Origin of the sequence: Natronosalvus caseinilyticus (assembly GCF_017357105.1) — an archaeon.
In the GTDB taxonomy this organism is placed as follows: Archaea; Halobacteriota; Halobacteria; order Halobacteriales; family Natrialbaceae; genus Natronosalvus; species Natronosalvus caseinilyticus.
In genome coordinates, this window is sequence record NZ_CP071596.1 from 3,354,564 (window position 1) to 3,372,156 (window position 17,593).

Annotated in this window: 18 protein-coding genes; 10 read left to right on the forward strand and 8 right to left on the reverse strand. The window is 66.0% G+C overall.

Annotated elements, in window-relative coordinates; all coding sequences use genetic code 11:
- Window positions 1–54: 54 nt before the first annotated feature.
- Both J1N60_RS16165 and srp19 read right to left on the reverse strand, forming a co-directional pair.
- Window positions 55–354 carry an H/ACA ribonucleoprotein complex subunit GAR1 gene (locus J1N60_RS16165; protein WP_312908983.1) on the reverse strand — a complete coding sequence of 100 codons (300 nt, stop codon included), beginning with the start codon at window positions 352–354 and terminating at the stop codon, window positions 55–57.
- Complete coding sequence (srp19, locus tag J1N60_RS16170) at window positions 354–635, reverse strand: signal recognition particle subunit SRP19 (RefSeq protein WP_312908984.1); 282 nt, start codon at window positions 633–635, stop codon at window positions 354–356. The genes J1N60_RS16165 and srp19 overlap by 1 nt, the downstream gene beginning before the upstream one ends.
- 407 nt (window positions 636–1,042) lie before the next feature.
- On the opposite strand from srp19, the gene J1N60_RS16175 reads away from it, so the two are divergent.
- On the forward strand, window positions 1,043–1,729 hold the full coding sequence (locus J1N60_RS16175) for a hypothetical protein (RefSeq protein ID WP_312908985.1): 687 nt from the start codon (window positions 1,043–1,045) through the stop codon (window positions 1,727–1,729).
- Between the two features lie 226 nt (window positions 1,730–1,955).
- Here J1N60_RS16175 and J1N60_RS16180 read toward each other — a convergent pair whose 3' ends face one another.
- On the reverse strand, window positions 1,956–3,122 hold the full coding sequence (locus J1N60_RS16180; RefSeq protein ID WP_312908986.1) for a PGF-CTERM-anchored ABC transporter substrate-binding protein: 1,167 nt from the start codon (window positions 3,120–3,122) through the stop codon (window positions 1,956–1,958).
- A gap of 61 nt (window positions 3,123–3,183) precedes the next feature.
- Between J1N60_RS16180 and btuC the strand changes: the two genes are divergently transcribed.
- The 3 genes from btuC to gatE all read left to right on the forward strand — a co-directional run bounded on the left by btuC (window position 3,184) and on the right by gatE (window position 7,577).
- On the forward strand, window positions 3,184–4,278 hold the full coding sequence (btuC, locus tag J1N60_RS16185; protein WP_312908987.1) for a vitamin B12 ABC transporter permease BtuC: 1,095 nt from the start codon (window positions 3,184–3,186) through the stop codon (window positions 4,276–4,278).
- Window positions 4,275–5,633 carry a heme ABC transporter ATP-binding protein gene (locus tag J1N60_RS16190; RefSeq protein ID WP_312908988.1) on the forward strand — a complete coding sequence of 453 codons (1,359 nt, stop codon included), beginning with the start codon at window positions 4,275–4,277 and terminating at the stop codon, window positions 5,631–5,633. The genes btuC and J1N60_RS16190 overlap by 4 nt, the downstream gene beginning before the upstream one ends.
- A gap of 72 nt (window positions 5,634–5,705) precedes the next feature.
- Window positions 5,706–7,577, forward strand: coding sequence for a Glu-tRNA(Gln) amidotransferase subunit GatE (gene gatE, locus J1N60_RS16195; protein ID WP_312908989.1), 1,872 nt, complete (start codon window positions 5,706–5,708; stop codon window positions 7,575–7,577).
- Window positions 7,578–7,711: 134 nt separating this feature from the next.
- Here the strand turns inward: gatE and J1N60_RS16200 are convergent, their stop codons facing one another.
- The 4 genes from J1N60_RS16200 to J1N60_RS16215 form a co-directional block, all read right to left on the reverse strand.
- Window positions 7,712–8,824, reverse strand: coding sequence for a hypothetical protein (locus J1N60_RS16200; protein WP_312908990.1), 1,113 nt, complete (start codon window positions 8,822–8,824; stop codon window positions 7,712–7,714).
- An 81-nt stretch (window positions 8,825–8,905) separates the two neighbouring features.
- Entirely contained in the window at window positions 8,906–9,691 is a 786-nt protein-coding gene (locus tag J1N60_RS16205) for an RNA methyltransferase (RefSeq protein WP_312908991.1), read from the reverse strand.
- Window positions 9,688–10,239 (reverse strand): DUF8114 family protein, encoded by a 552-nt coding sequence (locus J1N60_RS16210; RefSeq protein WP_312908992.1) that lies wholly within the window; start codon window positions 10,237–10,239, stop codon window positions 9,688–9,690. Before J1N60_RS16210 ends, J1N60_RS16205 begins: the two co-directional genes overlap by 4 nt.
- Window positions 10,240–10,299: 60 nt before the next feature.
- The gene (locus J1N60_RS16215) at window positions 10,300–10,857 is read right to left on the reverse strand and encodes a DoxX family protein (protein WP_312908993.1); all 558 of its coding nucleotides are present in this window, start codon (window positions 10,855–10,857) and stop codon (window positions 10,300–10,302) included.
- Window positions 10,858–11,083: 226 nt separating this feature from the next.
- On the opposite strand from J1N60_RS16215, the gene folP reads away from it, so the two are divergent.
- From folP to J1N60_RS16245, 6 genes are all read left to right on the forward strand, one after another.
- Entirely contained in the window at window positions 11,084–12,277 is a 1,194-nt protein-coding gene (folP, locus tag J1N60_RS16220) for a dihydropteroate synthase (RefSeq protein WP_312908994.1), read from the forward strand.
- A gap of 135 nt (window positions 12,278–12,412) precedes the next feature.
- Window positions 12,413–13,111, forward strand: a complete 699-nt coding sequence (locus J1N60_RS16225; protein WP_312908995.1) for a 6-hydroxymethylpterin diphosphokinase MptE-like protein — start codon at window positions 12,413–12,415, stop codon at window positions 13,109–13,111.
- A gap of 104 nt (window positions 13,112–13,215) precedes the next feature.
- Entirely contained in the window at window positions 13,216–14,184 is a 969-nt protein-coding gene (locus J1N60_RS16230) for an ABC transporter substrate-binding protein (RefSeq protein WP_312908996.1), read from the forward strand.
- A 47-nt stretch (window positions 14,185–14,231) separates the two neighbouring features.
- Entirely contained in the window at window positions 14,232–14,951 is a 720-nt protein-coding gene (locus J1N60_RS16235) for an ABC transporter permease (RefSeq protein ID WP_312908997.1), read from the forward strand.
- Window positions 14,948–15,829 carry an amino acid ABC transporter ATP-binding protein gene (locus J1N60_RS16240; protein ID WP_312908998.1) on the forward strand — a complete coding sequence of 294 codons (882 nt, stop codon included), beginning with the start codon at window positions 14,948–14,950 and terminating at the stop codon, window positions 15,827–15,829. Before J1N60_RS16235 ends, J1N60_RS16240 begins: the two co-directional genes overlap by 4 nt.
- 9 nt (window positions 15,830–15,838) lie before the next feature.
- Window positions 15,839–16,576, forward strand: coding sequence for a TOBE domain-containing protein (locus J1N60_RS16245; RefSeq protein WP_312908999.1), 738 nt, complete (start codon window positions 15,839–15,841; stop codon window positions 16,574–16,576).
- Between the two features lie 6 nt (window positions 16,577–16,582).
- On the opposite strand, the gene J1N60_RS16250 is transcribed toward J1N60_RS16245, so the two are convergent.
- Window positions 16,583–17,509 (reverse strand): MBL fold metallo-hydrolase, encoded by a 927-nt coding sequence (locus J1N60_RS16250; RefSeq protein WP_312909000.1) that lies wholly within the window; start codon window positions 17,507–17,509, stop codon window positions 16,583–16,585.
- Between the last annotated feature and the right edge of the window lie 84 nt (window positions 17,510–17,593).

Genomic DNA, 17,593 nt, shown 5'->3' on the forward strand with positions numbered 1-17,593 from the left:
GACGTCGACGGCCACTACGACAGGAATCCGCTACAACGGACGAAACGTGCGACGTTATCGTGCGTACAGTGTCGACCCGACGAGACCGGGCAGGTGAACGCTCGACTGCGGCGTAACCGCGAGATACGGTCGATCGACCGGACCGAACACGTCGACGACGCGACCGACGGTTTCGAGGGAGTCGTTCAGGACCATCGTACCGATGGCGTTTCGTCCGCTATCGTCCCCGCCGTCCCCTCCGTCCCCTCTGTCCCCGCCGTCCCTTCTGTCCCCGCCGTCCCCGTCGCCCACAGGCTCAGCCCGCAACACCGCGAGCCCCTGGGCCGTCCGAACGACCGTTCCAACCCGCCGCATCACTCTCGCAGCGCGACGACGTACGCCGCGACTGCCTGGACGAGGTCGTTCTTCGTCGAGTCCTCGGTTCCGCGGACGACGACCCGGCCACGAGGCTCCCAGTGTTCTCTCGAGTAGGCTTTGTCGCGCTCGACAGTCGCGTCGTAGCCGATCTGCTGGACCGCCTTCGCGATTTCCTCGACCGTCGGCTCCTCGACTGCCAGCTCGAGGGGTACGCGTCGCCCCTCGGCCCGCGAGCGGGTGGAATCCAGGTACGCGGGCCAGATGACGTTCTCGACCATGGGACCAACTCGGCGGGCGGGTGAGTAAACGCTTTTCAAAACGAGACGGGCGTGCAGATAGAGCGGAATCCGGTTCCGAGTCGGTATGGGACGTGGAATCGGGACTCGAGTGCCGTCTCGTCTCGAATAGCGACTCGTGAGGATCGGCCTTCGGTCACTTGCGACGCGGTCGACTGGAAATCTGCTCGTCGTGGCGAGAGATCAGGCGTTCGGTGACCCTACCTGGCCTGTAGTCCCACTGTGCCGGGAAATATGGCGATCGTACAGAGAGAAGGTAGTATCGAATCACTAGTCTGGTTATTTTTCGGTTTTTTAACACGTCTCTAACAATATCTGGTGATGGTATCGGTGCGCACATGGGTAACACCATTAAACGACGAACGGTACTGGTGGCGACTGGGGTGGCCATGGGGTCGCTGAGTGGGTGTCTCGGATCGCTACAGGATAGCGGGCAGGAGGGGTGCGTGCCGCCGGGGCAGTACGACTGTCCCGATGGCGAGTTGCTAGCGGTCCACGAGTTCGACGACTGCTCCGTCGAGCAGACCGAGGGCGACTGTGCGATCACTGTGGAAGTGACCGAGTCGGAGGGAGATGAAGAGGGAGACGACTGCGACGCATACAGCTTCGAGTGGGCCGTCGACGACGACTGTGTCGTGTACGCCGTGCGCGTCTACGGTGGTAACGATTGCGAGGATTACGACTACAGCGACGGCGCGACCGATGGGGTAATTGAAACGGATCTCGAAGCGGGACAGAGCGGACAGCAAGCCGGGATCTCAAATATTCGGTTCTGTGGTGAACTCGAGGAGGACGACGGTGGTGATGGCGACGACGGTGACGGTGACGACGGCAACGACGGAAATGGAGACAACGGTGATGGCGGCGATGATAGCGACGACGGAAGCGACGGCGATGGCGGCAACGGCGACGACGGCGATGATGGTGACGAGGGAAACGAGGACGAGGACGAGGACGGCGATAGCGACAACGACGACGATGACTGCGACGCCGACGATGAGAAGAACGAGAAGGAAAAACGAAAAGAAGAGGCAGAGGAGAAGACTAAAAAGGAGAAGCGAAAGGAAGAGGCATAAGAGAATTCAGACGCATAACCCCACGTTCACCCCTGACGAAAGGTGACTCGAAGCCTAGCGCCTCTGAATCACACGCAGTTTTTCTGACCAATTCACCGATCACTCGAAGCGTACCCGACCACTATTTGTCCTCGAAAATCCTCGGATCGCCTCCGCCTCGGCGGATGGTCGGTATTTCCGCGCGGTTCGTCACCGCGGGTCAGTCGGCAAAGACAACAGAAGGGAATTACAACCGACGCAGTCCAAGTAGACACACCAGGGCAGCCAGTGCCGCAGGTACGCCGAAGCCGGGGATGGAATCCTCGGATTCGCCATCGTCCGCAGTTTCGTTCTCCTCGTCACGCTCATCGTCGTCGGTCTCCGCGTCGGAATCAGCTTCGCTTTCGTTCGATTGATCGTCGTCGGTCTGCTCGTCATCGGCGTCGATGCCACCCTCGAGTTCAGCCTCGATTTCCGCGTACGCCTCGGGGTGGACCGCCTCGACGATCGTCTCGATTGCGTAGACGACGTCGGGTGCCGGCTGATTGATCGTGTTCGCGTCGACGGCGACCAGTTGGTCGTTCTCGTAGGCGGTCGTCTGCATCGCCCCCTCGGAGAGGGCCGGATCTTCCCCTTCCTCGTTGACGCCGTAGATGATCCAATCGGGGTCCTCCTCGACAACCACTTCGTCGCTGATCTCGGGCCAGCCCTCGAGTCCCACTTCTGCAGCGAGGTTATCGACGCCAGCAGTCGTCAGCACTTCGTCCTGGAACGTGTTGGCGCCGGCCGTGTATCCAAAGCCGAGCGACCAGAACGCGAGCGGTCGGTCCTCGCCCTCAAGTGCCGTCTCGATGACCTCGAGGCGTTCGTCCATCCAGTCGATCCGCTCTTCGGCGCCGCCGCACTCACCGGTGAGTTCGCCGGTCCGGGTCGTAATATCGCGGACGTCGTCGAGGGATGTCGCCGTCTTGAAGTGATAGACCGTGATGCCGGCATCTCGGAGCTGTTCGACGTCCTCCTCAAGCGTTACGTCTGCCGCGAGGACGATGTCGGGCTCGAGGTCGATCACCGTTTCGACGTCGATGTGAAGTTCGTCGGGGATGCTGATGTCGGTCCGGTCGCCGGGGTCGTGACTGGCGGTGTACTCGTTGATCGGCATGCCGACGAGTCGGTCTTCGGCGCCGATACCATAGACGATTTTGGTGTCACTCGGTTGGAGCGCGACGATGCGCTCCGGCGGTTCTTCGAGCGTGACCTCCGTACCGGTCGCGTCCGTAACCGTCAGTGGATACTCACAGTCCGAGGTGGACTGAGCGGTCGGAACGCTACCAGTACTACTACCGGCGACTGCCATCGGCGCGAAGCCGCCGATGACGACTAGCACAGCAATCAATACGGCCAGTGGTTTTCGCATCGATAGATCGTAGTGCCATACTCCAACAAATATTTATCTAAAGCAAGCGAGATTGCGTACTGTGAGAGAACGGGATCGGATCCTCTCGTGGGCATCGGGGTTGACGCTGCTCCTGGGGGTGGTTGTCGTCACCAGTGCCGGCTTCGGCCCGGTCAAAATCGATCCAATTACGGTGGCGCATGCCATTCTTAACGCGGTCGTGATCCCGTCAGGGGTCGTATTCGGAAGCCTGACTGTGCCACTGTTCGAGTGGTCTATCCCCGTTCCGAGGCTCGAGTACACCGGTCTGTTCTCGTTCGAGATTCGCGACGCCCACCAGACGATCGTCGCGAACGTTCGACTCCCGCGTATTGCGGTCGCAGCGACGGTCGGTTTCGCACTCGCTGCTGCGGGAACGGTCATGCAGGGGTTCTTCCGGAACCCACTCGCCGATCCGTCGATCATCGGCGTCTCCACCGGCGCAGCGGTCGGCGCCGTCGCGACCATCGCGTTTCCAGCGCTCGTCCCGATCGGACTGCGGCCGGCGGCATTCGCGACAGCGATTGCGACGGCGCTTCTCGTCTACACAATCGCAACCAACGGCGGGAGGACTCCCGTCGCGACGCTGTTGCTCGCCGGCGTCGCTGTCCAGGCGTTTCTCGGTGCGATGATCTCGTACATGCTCGTCCATAGCGGCAACAGTCTCAGGGAGGCGGTCGTCTGGCTGATGGGGCACCTCTCGAACAGTACCTGGAGCGACGTATCGCTCTCGTTACCGTTCGTTCTCGCCGGCGTGATCGTACTCGGCGCGTACACCAGAGAGATGAACGTGCTCTTACTCGGCGAAGAGGACGCCCACCACCTCGGCGTGGACGTCGAACGAACCAAAATACTCCTCCTCGCGGTTGCGAGCGTCGTCACGGCTGCGAGCGTCGCTGTTGCGGGCGTCATCGGCTTCGTCGGACTGGTCGTCCCGCACGTGATGCGTCTGGTCGTCGGACCCGACCACCGAATCCTGCTCCCGACAAGCGCGCTCGCCGGCGCCTCGTTTCTGGTCGCGACGGACACCCTCGCTCGAGCAGGGCCCGCAGAGGTTCCGGTCGGAATCGTCACGGCAGCCCTCGGCGCGCCGTTTTTCCTCTTTCTACTCGTTCGACGGGAGGTGCACTCGCTGTGACCGCCTCGTCCCCCCGACCGCTCGTCGAAATAGACAACCTCCAGGTCGCCTATGGAAACCTCGAGGTCCTCGAGGGCGTCTCACTCGACGTCGATCGCGGCGAGTTCGTCGGGCTTGTGGGTCCGAACGGCGCGGGGAAGACCACGCTCTTGCGAGCGCTCAGCGGCGCGATCACGCCCGCGAGCGGCGACGTCCGGATCGATGGCGAGGACGTCGCGACGCTCGCTTCCCGCGAGACGAGCCGACTGGTGAGCGTCGTTCCCCAGAACACCTCGCTGTCGTTCGCCTTCGACGTCCGCACCGTGGTCGAGATGGGGCGCTACCCCCATCGATCGCGGTTTTCCCCGCCTTCCGAGGCCGACCGTCGGCAGGTCGACCGGGCGCTCGAGCGGACGCGAACGGCCCGCTTCGCCGATCGGCCAATCGACGCGGTTAGCGGCGGCGAACGCCAGCGGGTACTCATCGCTCGCGCGCTCGCTCAGGACACGCCCCTGCTGTTGCTCGACGAACCGACGGCGAGCCTGGACGTGAACCACCAGGTCGAAACGCTCGAGCTGGCCCGCGAACTGGCCGCTGATGGTCGGGCGGTCGTCGCCGCGATTCACGACCTGGACCTGGCGGCCCGGTACTGCGATCGATTGCTCGTTCTCGCCGACGGGTCGATGCGGGCTGCCGGGCAGCCTGCCGAGGTGCTGACCGCCGAGGTACTCGCGTCCGCGTTCGACGCCAACGCGACCGTGACCCGCCACCCGGTGACGGGGGCGGCGAGCGTGACGGCGTTTCCGCGCTCAGAGCACGGTGATCGCGATACCGTGGACGACGAGGAGATCGAATCGACGACCCCGGCGAGGCTCGAGGGGCGGCGCGTTCACGTCGTGGGGACGGGAGAAACCGCCGCCGACGTGATAGAACGATTCGAACGCGCGGGCGCCGAGGTGACGGTCGGTCCCGCTCCAGTCGGGGGAATTGTCGACCAACGTGCGACCGAACGTAGCCTCGAGTGCGTGCGAACCGAACCGTTCGCGCCAGTTTCGGCCACTGCTCGGAAACGCGTGGACGAACTCGTCGGCGCGGCCGACGCGACAGTGCTCGTCGACTTCGACCTCGCGCCCGGAACGCAACTCCTGCTCGAGGCGCTCGAGGCCGCGCCGTCGCTGGTCGCCCTCGACACCCGGCCGCTGTCCGAGCGGAACTTCGTCGGCGAGGCGGGGACGGAGCGATACCGACGGGTCGAGGCGGGCGCACTCGAGGCGACCGAGGGGTCGGTGCTCGAGGTGACGGCGAGAACCATCGCCGAGCGAGATGCTGACGTTCGCGAAACCGCCTTCGACGACCCCTCGAGCGACGACGACTGAGTCGGCTTTCGTGACAGTGCTCCCGAGACGGACTGGACGGTTTTTTACCCCTCGGCCACCGAGTGCTCGCCAATGACTGCGGATTACGACTACGAGGCGCTCGGTCTCGTCGCCGGACTCGAGATTCACCAGCAACTCGATACGGCGACGAAACTGTTCTGTGCGTGTCCGACCGACCTGCGCGAACCCGAGGAATCGGCCCGCCGGTTCACCCGCTACCTCCACCCGACCCGGAGCGAACTCGGCGAACTCGACGAGGCCGCCCTCGAGGAGAGTCGGGTCGAACGGGAGTTCACCTACCTCGCGTACGACAGCACCTGTCTCGTCGAGGAGGACGACGAACCGCCCCACCGCCTCGACGAGGAGGCCCTCGAGACGGCTCTCGAAGTCGCCCAGTTGATGGACATGACGCCGGTCGACCAGGCGAACGTGATGCGAAAAATCGTCGTCGACGGCTCGAACACCTCGGGCTTCCAGCGCTCGACGCTCGTCGCCACCGGGGGGTCGATCGAGACGACCGCGGGCGACGTCGGCATCGAGGACATGATGCTCGAGGAAGAGAGCGCCCAGCGCGTCGAGGAGACCGACGACGGCGTGACGTACAGCCTCGACCGCCTCGGCATTCCACTGGTCGAGATCGGCACGGCACCGGACGTCCGTTCGCCAGAACAGGCCCAGGAAGCGGCCGAGCGCATCGGGATGTTGCTACGCTCGACCGGGAAGGTCAAGCGCGGCCTGGGAACGATCCGCCAGGACGTCAATGTCTCCATCGCCGACGGCGCTCGCGTCGAGATCAAGGGCGTCCAGAGCCTCGACGACATCGCTGACATCGTCCGTACCGAGGTCGGGCGCCAGGCCGAACTGGTTTCGATCCGCGACGAACTCGAGGCTCGCGAGGCCGCGGTCCACGATCCACAAGACGTGACGGCGGTCTTCGAGGACACCGACAGCGGCGTCGTCGCCGGGGCGCTAAACGACGGCGGGTCCGTCTTCGGGGTCCGCCTCGAAGGGTTCGACGGCCTCGTCGGCCGCGATATCGCCCCCGACCGCCGCCTCGGAACCGAGTTCTCCGACCACGCGAAACGCCACGGCGCGGGCGGCATCTTCCACACCGACGAACTGCCGGCCTACGGCGTGACCGACGACGAGGTTGCGGCGCTCCGCGACGCAGTGGATGCGTCGAACGAGGACGCCGTGGCCATCGTCGCCGCCGCGACGGAGGTCGCAGAATCCGCCATCGACGCCGTCGCCGACCGGGCGCGGACGGCCCTCGAGGGCGTTCCCGAAGAAACCCGCGGCGCGAACCAGGACGGGTCGACGCGCTACCTCCGCCCGCTCCCGGGCGCGGCCCGGATGTACCCCGAGACGGACGTGCCGCCGGTCGAACCCGATCCGAGCGAGGTTCCCGAACCCGAACTCCTGACCGAGAAGGTCGAGCGCTACCAGGCCGAGTACGACCTCGACGCTGGCCTCGCCGAACAGGTCGCCTACGGCACCCACATGCCGCTATTCGAGCGCGTCGTCGCCGACGGCGTCGATTCGACCTTCGCCGCGACGACCCTCGAGTCGACGCTCACGGAACTACACCGAGACGACGTGCCGGTCGAGAACCTCTCCGACGATCACCTCGAGACCGTCTTCGCGATGGCCGAGGACGGCGACCTGGCGAGAGAGGGCGTGCCGGATCTCCTCGCGGCGCTCGCGGACGAACCCGACCGGGATCCGCAGGCCGTCGCCGAGGAGGCTGGCCTCGGGTCGGCCGCCGAGGACGACGTCCGCGAGGCCGTCCTCGAGGTCGTCGAGCGAAACGCCGATCAGGTCGAGAGTGAGGGCATGCAGGCGTTCTCGGGGCTCATGGGCGAGTGCATGGGCGCCCTGCGCGGGAAGGCCGACGGCGACCTCGTGAGCCAGGTGCTGCGCGAGGAGATTCAGAAGCGTTCCTGATCGCTCGAGACCTTTCGTACTCGAGGCGACCGTAGCGAGGCGAACCGGCAACTATTGATACATATTTTGAAGTATTATGGTATAAAAATGATAGTGGCTCCGCTCACACCGTTCGAGAACCGCCCACCCGGCCGTCACTCCTCGATCGGATCGGTCCCGTAGACGGCGGTGACGAGTGCCGCCGACCCGCCCGTCTCGAGGTCGAACGAACGCGCCTCGCCGCCGAGTCCCGACTCGAGGCGGTCGACGTTGACGGCGGCTTCGGACTCGTACGTGACGATCACGCGAGCATCCGACTCGTCCTCCGCGAGCTGCAGTCCCTGGACGACGCCCGTCGCCCCCTCGAAGGGCGAGAAATCGAACGCGACGTCGTCCTCCTGGACCTGGTCGCCCGGTTCGAGGTCGGTGAGCGGTTCGCCGCCACCGGTCAGACAGGACGTGATTCCGGTGTTCGCCCCCGCGCGAAGCAGGGTCTCGACGGTCGCGTTGGATTCGTGGGCCGGCGACTGGGACCCGACGTTCGTCTCGACGATGGCAGAGACGACCGCGAGCGACCGGGCCTGATCCGAGCCGAACGCGTAGACGAACGCCTCCTCGGTGACGCCGACGACCTCGCTCGAGGCGTCGTCCGCGAAGACGACGAAGTCGTCGGCGCCGTCTTCCGCCTCGGCCTGCAGTTCGTAGCCCTCACCTTTGAGCCCCGAGCGGGCCGTCTCGAGATCGTACGCGCCGTAGAGGGCGTATGCGCCGTCGACGTAGACGAGGGCGGCGTCGTCGGACTCGCCCTCCGCTTCGGCCTGTACCTGGGCGATGGGCGAGGATCCGAGCGCGAACAGTCCGTAGATGCCGAGCGACACCACGGCGATCGGGTTCTGGAGGAGGGGGTCGTCCGGCACCGATCCCTCGCCCGGGTCGTCATCGAGAGTCCCGACGATGGTCGCGAGGTCGACGGCGGTGACGAAGTACTCTCGCGAGGTCGTTTCGCCGTCGACCAGCGCGTCAGCCGGCGGTAGCACCGACGCATAACTGGGAAGTTCGCCACCCTCGAGCCAGGCAGGCGTCGTCTCCTCGTCGGTTTCGTCCTCGTCGGCCCCGTTGGTGTCATCGTCGGCGTTCGATTCCTCGCTATCCTCGTCATCGTTCGTCTCGAGTGACTGATCGCCCTCGTCGGCGAGGTCGGAACAGCCGGCCAGAAGCGTGCTGGCGGCGCCAAGCATTGCGAGAACGTGGCGGCGGTGTGCGTCCATTGCTCGTGGTCGTGAGCCGAGGACTATATCCCTGATGGCCACTTCCGGGAGTGTTGATACCTCTCCGTCCATTCTTGCACTTCAGTTCCCCTCGCGGTCCGGGCGCTCGGTCGCCCGGCGCAACACGCCGAGCAGGGTGTTGACCTCCTGAACCGTTGGATCGGCTCGACCGTGGAGTCGCCGGAGCATCCGCATCGTCTTCGCCCGCTTCTCCTCGGGGTGGTTGATCTCCGCCAGCAGGGCTTCCCACTGGTCGTACAGCCGCTCGAGCGACGGTTCGTCGGCCCGGACGCGCTCGAGGTCGGGAAGTTGAACGTCGTCGGGTCCGAGCGCGAGCGTCCGGAGCTCGTAGAGCGTGATGGTCGCGGCCTGGCCGAGGTTGAGTACCGGGTACTCGGCGCTGGCGGGTATCGAGCAGACTTCGTCCATGCGGGCGAGTTCCGCGTTCGTCAGGCCGACGCCTTCGCGGCCGAAGACGATGACGGTGTCGGCGGCGACGCCCTCGAGGCGATCGGCCAGTTCCGCGGGCGTCGAGAACGGAAAGCGAACGTGGTGGTGATCGTCCTCGTTAGTGATCGCCGTGGTGCCGATAGTGTGGCGTTCCTCGACGAGGGCGTCGAACGACACCTCTCGCGCGTTTGGAAGGACGTCCTCGCGCGCGTGGCCGGCGAAGCCGTAGGCCTCCCCATCGGGGTCGAGTACGGGCGGGTCGACGAGCAGCAGCTCCGAGAAGCCGAAGTTCTTCATCGCTCGAGCGATAGTGCCGACGTTACCGGGGGTCTGGGCGTCGACGACGGCGACGGCGGGCGGATTTCGACGACCCCTCTCACCGGTTTCAGGCGAAGGCGTTCGCGGGTCGTCGGTCATTTCCGGCCCGGATACTCGGCGCCGAAGTCCACGTCCGCGTTGGCGATGTCCTCGTCGCTCAGCCCGACCCGCTCGCTGATGTCGTCGCCCATCAGGTCGCCGTGCTCGTCGGGATCGGCCTTCGGCGGCTTCGGTAGATCCGACGGGTCCGTCTCGACGTACTCCATGCCCTCGTAGCCCTCGGGCGCGCGACCGCCCTCGAGGAACCACTCGTAGAACGCCTCCGCGAAGTCGTCGCTGCCGCGGTGGTCATCGCCACCCTCCTCGCGGAACCAGTAGACGAAGTCGGGTTCGTGTTCCTCACAGAGGATGACCTCCGAGAGGGGTTCGCCGTAGACGTACCGCGCGCGGTTGCACGCCTCGAGGTTGTCGTCGCCGTGGATCAACCAGCAGCCGTGACACGGCGCGTTGTAGATGACGTCGAGCCGAATCATCCGTTTGCGGGCGTCCTCGGGCATCTGCGCGAGCGGGAGAAAGTCGCCGTCTTCGTCGAGGATGTCCGCCTCGTCGAAGCGCCAGCCGCGCATCCCGATACTCACTTTTCCCATGGTCGGGGTTTCGGCCGCGAAGACAAAAAGAGACTGTTCGGTGGTCGAGTGGTCGAAGGCTCAGCCCAGCAGGTACCGCATCGGCGGGTACCGCTCGACGAGCGCTTCGCCGCGAATCTCGAGCTGCTCGAGGTAGCGGTCGAGGCCGAGGATGCGGCCAGCGCCGAAGGCGGCGATCGTCAGGAAGACGACCGCGTAGATCAGCGTCGAGTCGAACAGCGCGAGGACGTCGCCTTCCCATCCGCCGAGGTAGAAGGCGGTCATCTGGAGCGCGCCGCCGAGGGCCGCCAGCCTGACGAACGCGCCCACGATGAGTGCGAGGCCGATCAGGACCTGAGTCACCGGGATGGCGACGTTGATGACGTCCATCAGCGCGGCGTTGGCCGCCATCGAGGCGTAGAGCCCGCTGACGGGGCTGGCCGCGTCGACGCCGTGGACGAGGTAACCGCTCGCGTCGAACGGCCACTCGCTGACCTTCCCGAGACCGGCGAACAGGATCATGCCGCCGATGACGAACCGAAGGGCGACGACGAACCACGCCGACAGGGCGTGGGGGTGGCCTTCGAGAGTGATACCGCCGTAGCGGCTTTCGAGCCGGTTGAACGTGTTAGTTGACATTGTCTTGTACCTCTTACAGGTAATCGTAGGCTTCCTATCCACCTAAGAAGGGGATGTGGTTCCCGATTGCTGGGAAACAGATCTGCAAGTGGATGTTCGTTTCGCTCGAGGGGCGTTTTCGTGATCACCTCGACAGACCGCTTCGCGACGGACGCTCCCTGGGTCCGACGACTGAACTGCTCGCCGGAATCACGGTCCCTTTGTAGCCGCCCGCTCGAGTACCTCCATGGACAGCGTCGACGCCGCGGGACTGGGCATCGGAGACGAGTACCCGCCACGGATCATGGGCGTGCTGAACGTCAGCGAGGAGTCGCCGTACGATCCGAGCGTGTTCGACGATCCCGAAGAGGCGGCCCGGTACGTCGACGAAGAACTCGTCGGCGAGGGTGCGGACATCGTCGACGTCGGCCTCGAGTCGGCGAACAAGCGCTTCGACGTGCTCAGCGCAGCGGAGGAACTCGATCGCCTCCACGTCGCTCTCGAGACGATCGATCGCGTCTCCGGGGACGCCGTGTTCTCGATCGAGACGCGCTACGCCGCGGTCGCCGACGAGGCCCTCGCGAGCGGATTCGATATGGTCAACGACATCTGCGGGTTCGCCGACCCCGAGATGCCCGCGGTCTGCCGGGAGCACGACGCAGCCGTCGTGAAGATGGCGAGCCCGCCGGACCTCGAGCGACCCGGCGCCGTCGAGGAGACCGACTGGAGCGCCCGGAAGTCGCCCGAGTGGGTCGAGTCGGCCGACTACGTCGACCAGATCTACGAGGCGCTGAAGCAGAACGGGCTGACCGCAAAGACCATCGTCGACCCCGCTTTCGGCGGCTGGAGCGAGGCGAAGACGCTCGCACACGACCGGGAGACGTTTCGCCGGCTTCGCGAGTTTCGCGCCCTCGGCCGACCGATGCTGGTCTCGATCAACCGGAAGAACTTCCTCGGCGACCTCGTCGGGCGCGATACGGAGGGGCGACTCCCCGCGAGCCTCGCGGCGACCGCGCTGGCCGTCGAGCGCGGGGCCCACGTCGTCCGAACGCACGACGTGGCGGAGACGCGCGATGCCGCACGCATCGGGAAGGCGTTCACCGACCGCGAGCAGGTACTGGAAGACGGTGTTCGCGTCACTCGGCTCGAGGTCGAGTCGACGCGCGACCTCAGAGCGCACCTTCGCGAGGGTGGGGTCGATCCGTCGCTGGCCCACGAAATGTTTAATCAGGTTCTCGAAATCGACGGCCTCACGCCATCGAAACGCGAACGAGTCGGCGAATTGGCACACGATACGGGCGCAACCCCGGTCGAATTGTCTGACGGGCGTATGCTGTTGTGCGCGTCTGCCGATCAACTATCCGGGATTTTCGCGCGCCTCGAGGGCTCAGACGACGAAACCGAAGGCGCCTGGAACGCCGTCAGACGGGTGCTCGAGTAAGAGAAAGCTTATGGCGTCCGCTTCGAAAGAGGGAAGTGGAAGCCGGGTGGCCTCACGGGTAGGGGTACTTGCGAGGCAACGCTCGGCCCACAAACGGATTATTGCGGTCGGCTCTAACATGGGACAGTGACGTCTATGGACTATCACGAGTGGGAACCGGTATACGACGCTATTCTCAGGGACTTCGGATTCGATCGGGCCGCCGACGAGCGCGCTCGCGACGTGCTCGCGGGGCTCACCTCACCCTTCGACCTCGAGCGACTCGCGTTCGTCAGCGGAGCCCGGGCCGTCGTCGCCGGAGCGGGACCGTCTCTCGAGACCGACGTGGCCCTCGAGACGGCTCGAGCGGCCGAGGTCGTGATCGCGGCCTCGACGGCGGTGGACGTACTCGAGGCCGCCGGCGTCGAGGTCGATTGCATGGTAACCGATCTCGACAAGAATCCGGAGACCGTCGAACGGCTCACCCACCACGAAACCCCGGTGGTCGTCCACGCGCACGGCGACAACGTTCCCGCCCTTCGAACCGTGGTCCCCGAGTGCGACCGGAAGTTCGTCCTGCCGACAACGCAGGCCGAACCGGCTGGACCCGTCCGCAACTTCGGCGGCTTCACCGACGGCGACCGGGCGGCGTTTCTCGCGGACCACCTCGAGGCTGGTCGGTTGGGATTCGTCGGCTGGGATTTCGACGACCCGTCCGTGGACGCGGTGAAATCGAAAAAGCTTGCGTGGGCCGAGCGGTTACTCTACTGGATCGAGCGTCGTCGCGACGAGACCTTTTCGGTGCTCGACGGCCGTCGTGACGGAATCGACGTACGGGCGCTGCCGCTCGAGTAACTCAGCTCGACGCTACTGCGTGTCGTCACACATCCCCGGTCCGTAACCACATCCGGTTACGGCCGATCGACGGTTATTTGCGACTGGAGCGTATCGTGGTATCCATGCCGATACAACGCCGTCGGTTCCTGGCCGTCGCCGGATCCGCCGCGGCGGCCGGCGTCGCCGGCTGTTTCGCGAGCGGCGATTCGGAACACGACGGGGCCGAGATCGCCGGCGAAACCCTTACGCTGGCGACGACGACCAGCACCGACGACACGGGGCTTCTGGCTGCGCTGAACGAACCGTTCGAGGAGCGCTTCGGCGCAACTGTCCACACCGTCGCCAAGGGAACCGGGGCGGCCCTCGAGACGGCGCGAAACGGTGACGCCGACGTCGTCATGGTCCACGCACGCTCGCTCGAGGACGAGTTCCTCGAGGACGGCTACGGAGTCAACCGACGTGACCTCATGTTCAACGACTTCGTCATCGTCGGCGGGAGCGACGATCCGGCGGGGATCGACGGTAGCGGCGACGTGAATGCCGCGCTCTCGGCCATCGCCGAGACCGAATCTACGTTCGTCTCTCGAGGCGATAACTCGGGAACCCACACGAAGGAGAAGCAACTGTGGGCGGACGCGGGCATCGAACCCGCCGAGAGCGGCGAGTGGTACGTCGAAACGGGGTCGGGGATGGGCGAGGCGCTGACCCGAACGAACGAGATGGGCGGGTACACCCTGGCCGACAGGGGGACCTACCTCTCGATGAAGTCCGAGATCGACCTCGAGATCCATGTCCAGGGGCCGGTCGAGGACGGGCCGGAGTCCCTGATGAACCCCTACGGAATCGTCGCGGTGAACCCGGCCGTCCACGAGAACGTGGCCTACGACCTCACGATGGCCTACATCGGCTTCCTGACGAGCCTCGAGGGCCAGGAGATCATCGAGGGGTACACCGTCTCGGACGAGCAGTTGTTCTTCCCCGAGGCGTTCGCCGAGGAGCCAAACTTCGAGCAGTACGTGCCGACGGCCTGGCAGTCGTCGTCCGGCGACTCGTCCAGCGGTTCGTCTAACGGGTCGACCGACCAGGAGTGATCACTATTCGGAACGGCTACAATGGTTCCACGGAGATGACGCAGACGATGAGCGAACTGCCACTCGAGGCCGTGTCGACCCCGGCCGTCGCGTTCCCCTTCGAGTGGCACTACGTGAGGAGCATCATCGAGGTCTCCCTGTACGTCAGCACCGCCGCCGTCCTCGTGAGCACGTTTCTCAGCCTGCCCATCGCGCTCGCGCTGGGATTCACGTCGTTTCGCGGAAAGGGCCTGCTCACCTCGATTATCACCACCGGAATGGGCTTTCCGAGCGTCGTCGTCGGACTCGTCGTGCTCTTCGGGGTCTCGAACCAGGGGCCACTCGGCCCGCTCGAGCTCGCCTTCACGCCGGAGGCGATGATCCTCTCCCAGATCGTCCTCGCGATGCCGGTCATCACCGGCGTCAGCCTCGCGGCGGTCTCGAGCGTCGACGACGGCGTTCGCGACGCGGCGTTCGCCATGGGCGGCACCCGGCTCGACGTGGCCATCGTGACGATCAGGGAGGCCCGCTACGGCATCGCGACGGCCGTCCTCGCCGGATTTGGCCGGGCGATCAGCGAGGTTGGCGGGGTGCTCATCGTCGGTGGGAACATCGTCGTCTCCGGGGAGTCGTACACGCGGACGCTCACGACGGCGATCCAGCTCGAGGCCCGTCAGGGCCGGTACGAGACGGCGATGATCCTCGGTGGCGTGCTGGTCGCGCTCGTCTTGCTCGTGAACGCGCTGGTACTTCGGCTGGGTGATAGCGGGGGTGGACGGTACCGATGAGGGCGGCAGATGGGGCGGGCTCGACGGGTGGAACGGGCGGGAAAGACGGAACGGACGAAACGGACGAGACAGACGGACCGAACGCGACGAACGCGACGAACGCACCGAGGACACCCATCGAGGCTCGCAGCGTCTCCCACGGCTACGGCTGCGAACGCGTCCTCGAGGACGTCACCCTCTCGGTCGCCCCCGGCGAGGTCGTCGCGCTCATCGGCCCCTCGGGCGTCGGAAAGACGACGCTGTTGCGACTGCTCGCCCTCTTCGAGCGGCCCGACGACGGGACGATTCGTCACGGCGGCGAGGACGTCTGGGCGAACAGTAACGGCGAGCGTCTCGACCACCGGCGACGCGTCGGCATGGTGTTCCAGGAGCCGAATCTGTTCGACGCGAGCGTCCGGCAGAACGTCGCCTACGGATTGCGCGTTCGACAGGGGTGGCTCGAACGGGTCCGACGCGGGTTCGCCTCGATCTTCGGACGCACGTCGACGTCCCCGGCCGTTGCGCATGCCCTCGAGGTCGTCGGCCTCTCCTCGTACGCCGACCGCGACGTCGACTCGCTCTCGGGTGGCGAGGCCCAGCGCGTCGCGTTCGCTCGAGCGCTCGCGTACGATCCGGACGTCCTCGTCCTCGACGAACCCACGTCGGAACTCGACCCCCGGAACACGGCGATCCTCGAGGACGCCGTCCGGACGGCCCGCGCGAACGGTATCGGAGTCGCGCTGGCGACCCACGACATGCACCAGGCCCGGCGCGTGGCCGACCGCGTCGGCCTCCTCCTGGACGACGGAATCGTCGAAATCGACGAGACCGAGACCATCTTCGAGGACCCGACCGATGACCGAACGCGACAGTTTATCCGGGGGGACCTGGTCTACTGAAACGAACCAATGACGATCGAGCGCGGGTATCGAACGGAACTCACCGTCGGCGAGGTGACGGTCGACCGCCGCGACGTCGAGATGCTCGAAGCGATCGACGCCCACGGCTCGATGCACGCGGCGGCCGACGCCCTGGGGCGGTCCTACGCCCGACTCCAGCGTCGGATCGTCGAACTCGAGGACGAACTCGGCCCACTCACCGAGCGCCACCGGGGCGGCGCCGACGGCGGGGGAACCACCATCACCGAGACCGCGCGGGACCTCCGCCGACGCTTCGAGCGCCACCAGACGGCCCTCGAGGGCGTCGCGAGCGTCACGGAGTCGGTGCTGTCGGGGACCGTCGTTGAGCGCGAGGGCGAACTCGCGACGGTCGAGACCGAAATCGGGCGAGTCGTCGCCGTCGCACCCGCCGATTCGAAGACGGTCCAGGTGAGCGTCCGGTCGGACGCGGTCGTCCTGTCCGATCCGGACGACCGATCGAAACCCGGACTGACGAGTTTTCGCAACCGGTTCGAGGGCACCGTCGAGCGCGTCGAGCAGGGAACCGCGGTCGCCCAGATTCGCGTCGACGTGGACGGAGAACAGGCGCGAACGGAGGCCGACGAAACCAGGCTCGAGGCGCTCGTCACCCGCACGAGCGTCGACTCCCTCGGTCTCGAATCGGGTCGCCCCATCGTCGCGTCGTTCAAGGCGACCGCGGCACGGGCGATTCCGCTCGAGAGTGTGGACGACTCGCTCGTGGACTGAGAGAACTTACTCAGCGAGCGCGTAGCCGCCACCGTCTTCGCACTCTACGGCACCGTCCCGCTCGAGTCGCTCCAGGTGTGCCGCGACCTCGCCGGCTCCGAACTTGGCGTGTATCCCCTCGAGGTCGCCGAACAGGTCACGGGCGAGGTCCCACGGCGTCGCCACCGTGCGTTCTTCGAGGGCCGTCTCGACGCGTCGCGTTCGCTCGTCGTGGTGGTCTCGAATCGCCTCGATCCGCTCGGGATCGACGGTTTCACCGTGACCTGGACGGAGCGTCACCGCCCCCGATTCGACGCCTTCGCGGGCGAGGAGTCGATTCAGCGTCTCGAGGTAGGTACCGAGCGGGTCCGTGCCGCGAGTCTGCGTGTCGCTCCCGCCGACATTCGGGGTGTACGTGGGCAACACGGCGTCCCCGAGGACGAGCGCCTCGTCGGTGGCGAGCGAGACGTGCCCCGCCGTGTGGCCGGGCGTCTCGACCACCTCGAGGCCCGCGATGGTCTGCCCGTCGACCAGCGACTCGACGGGCGTCGCGTCGGGGAGCGGTGACGGCCGATCCCCTTCGACGACTGCGGTGACGACGTCCCCGGGGACGCCCCAGTCGGTCATTGCCGCGGCGTCTCGCTCGAGGCGCGCCTCGCGCTCGGCGGCGTACTCCATGAGCAGTGGCGCGTCGCGCTCGCCCATGGTGATCGTTGCGTTGCACGTCTCGGCGAGGCGCGGCGCCAGCCCGACGTGGTCGGCGTGCCAGTGGGTGCAGACGACGTACTCGAGGTTCGAGAGCGTCTCGAGTTCGGCCTCGAGTCCCGTTCGGAGGTCCGACCACGCGGCCTCGGTCGGCGGTCCAGGGTCGACGAGGACCCGTTCGTCGACGAGGTAGGCGCTGTTGGTTCCCTCGGGCGTCCCGCCGCCGACTGGCAGTCGAACCACGGTCATAGTCGTCGTTTCGGCGCCCGGTACCTGAGTCGACCGGTTCCCGAATTCGACGGCGATTCCCGGATTCGAGGGGCGTGGCGTCCC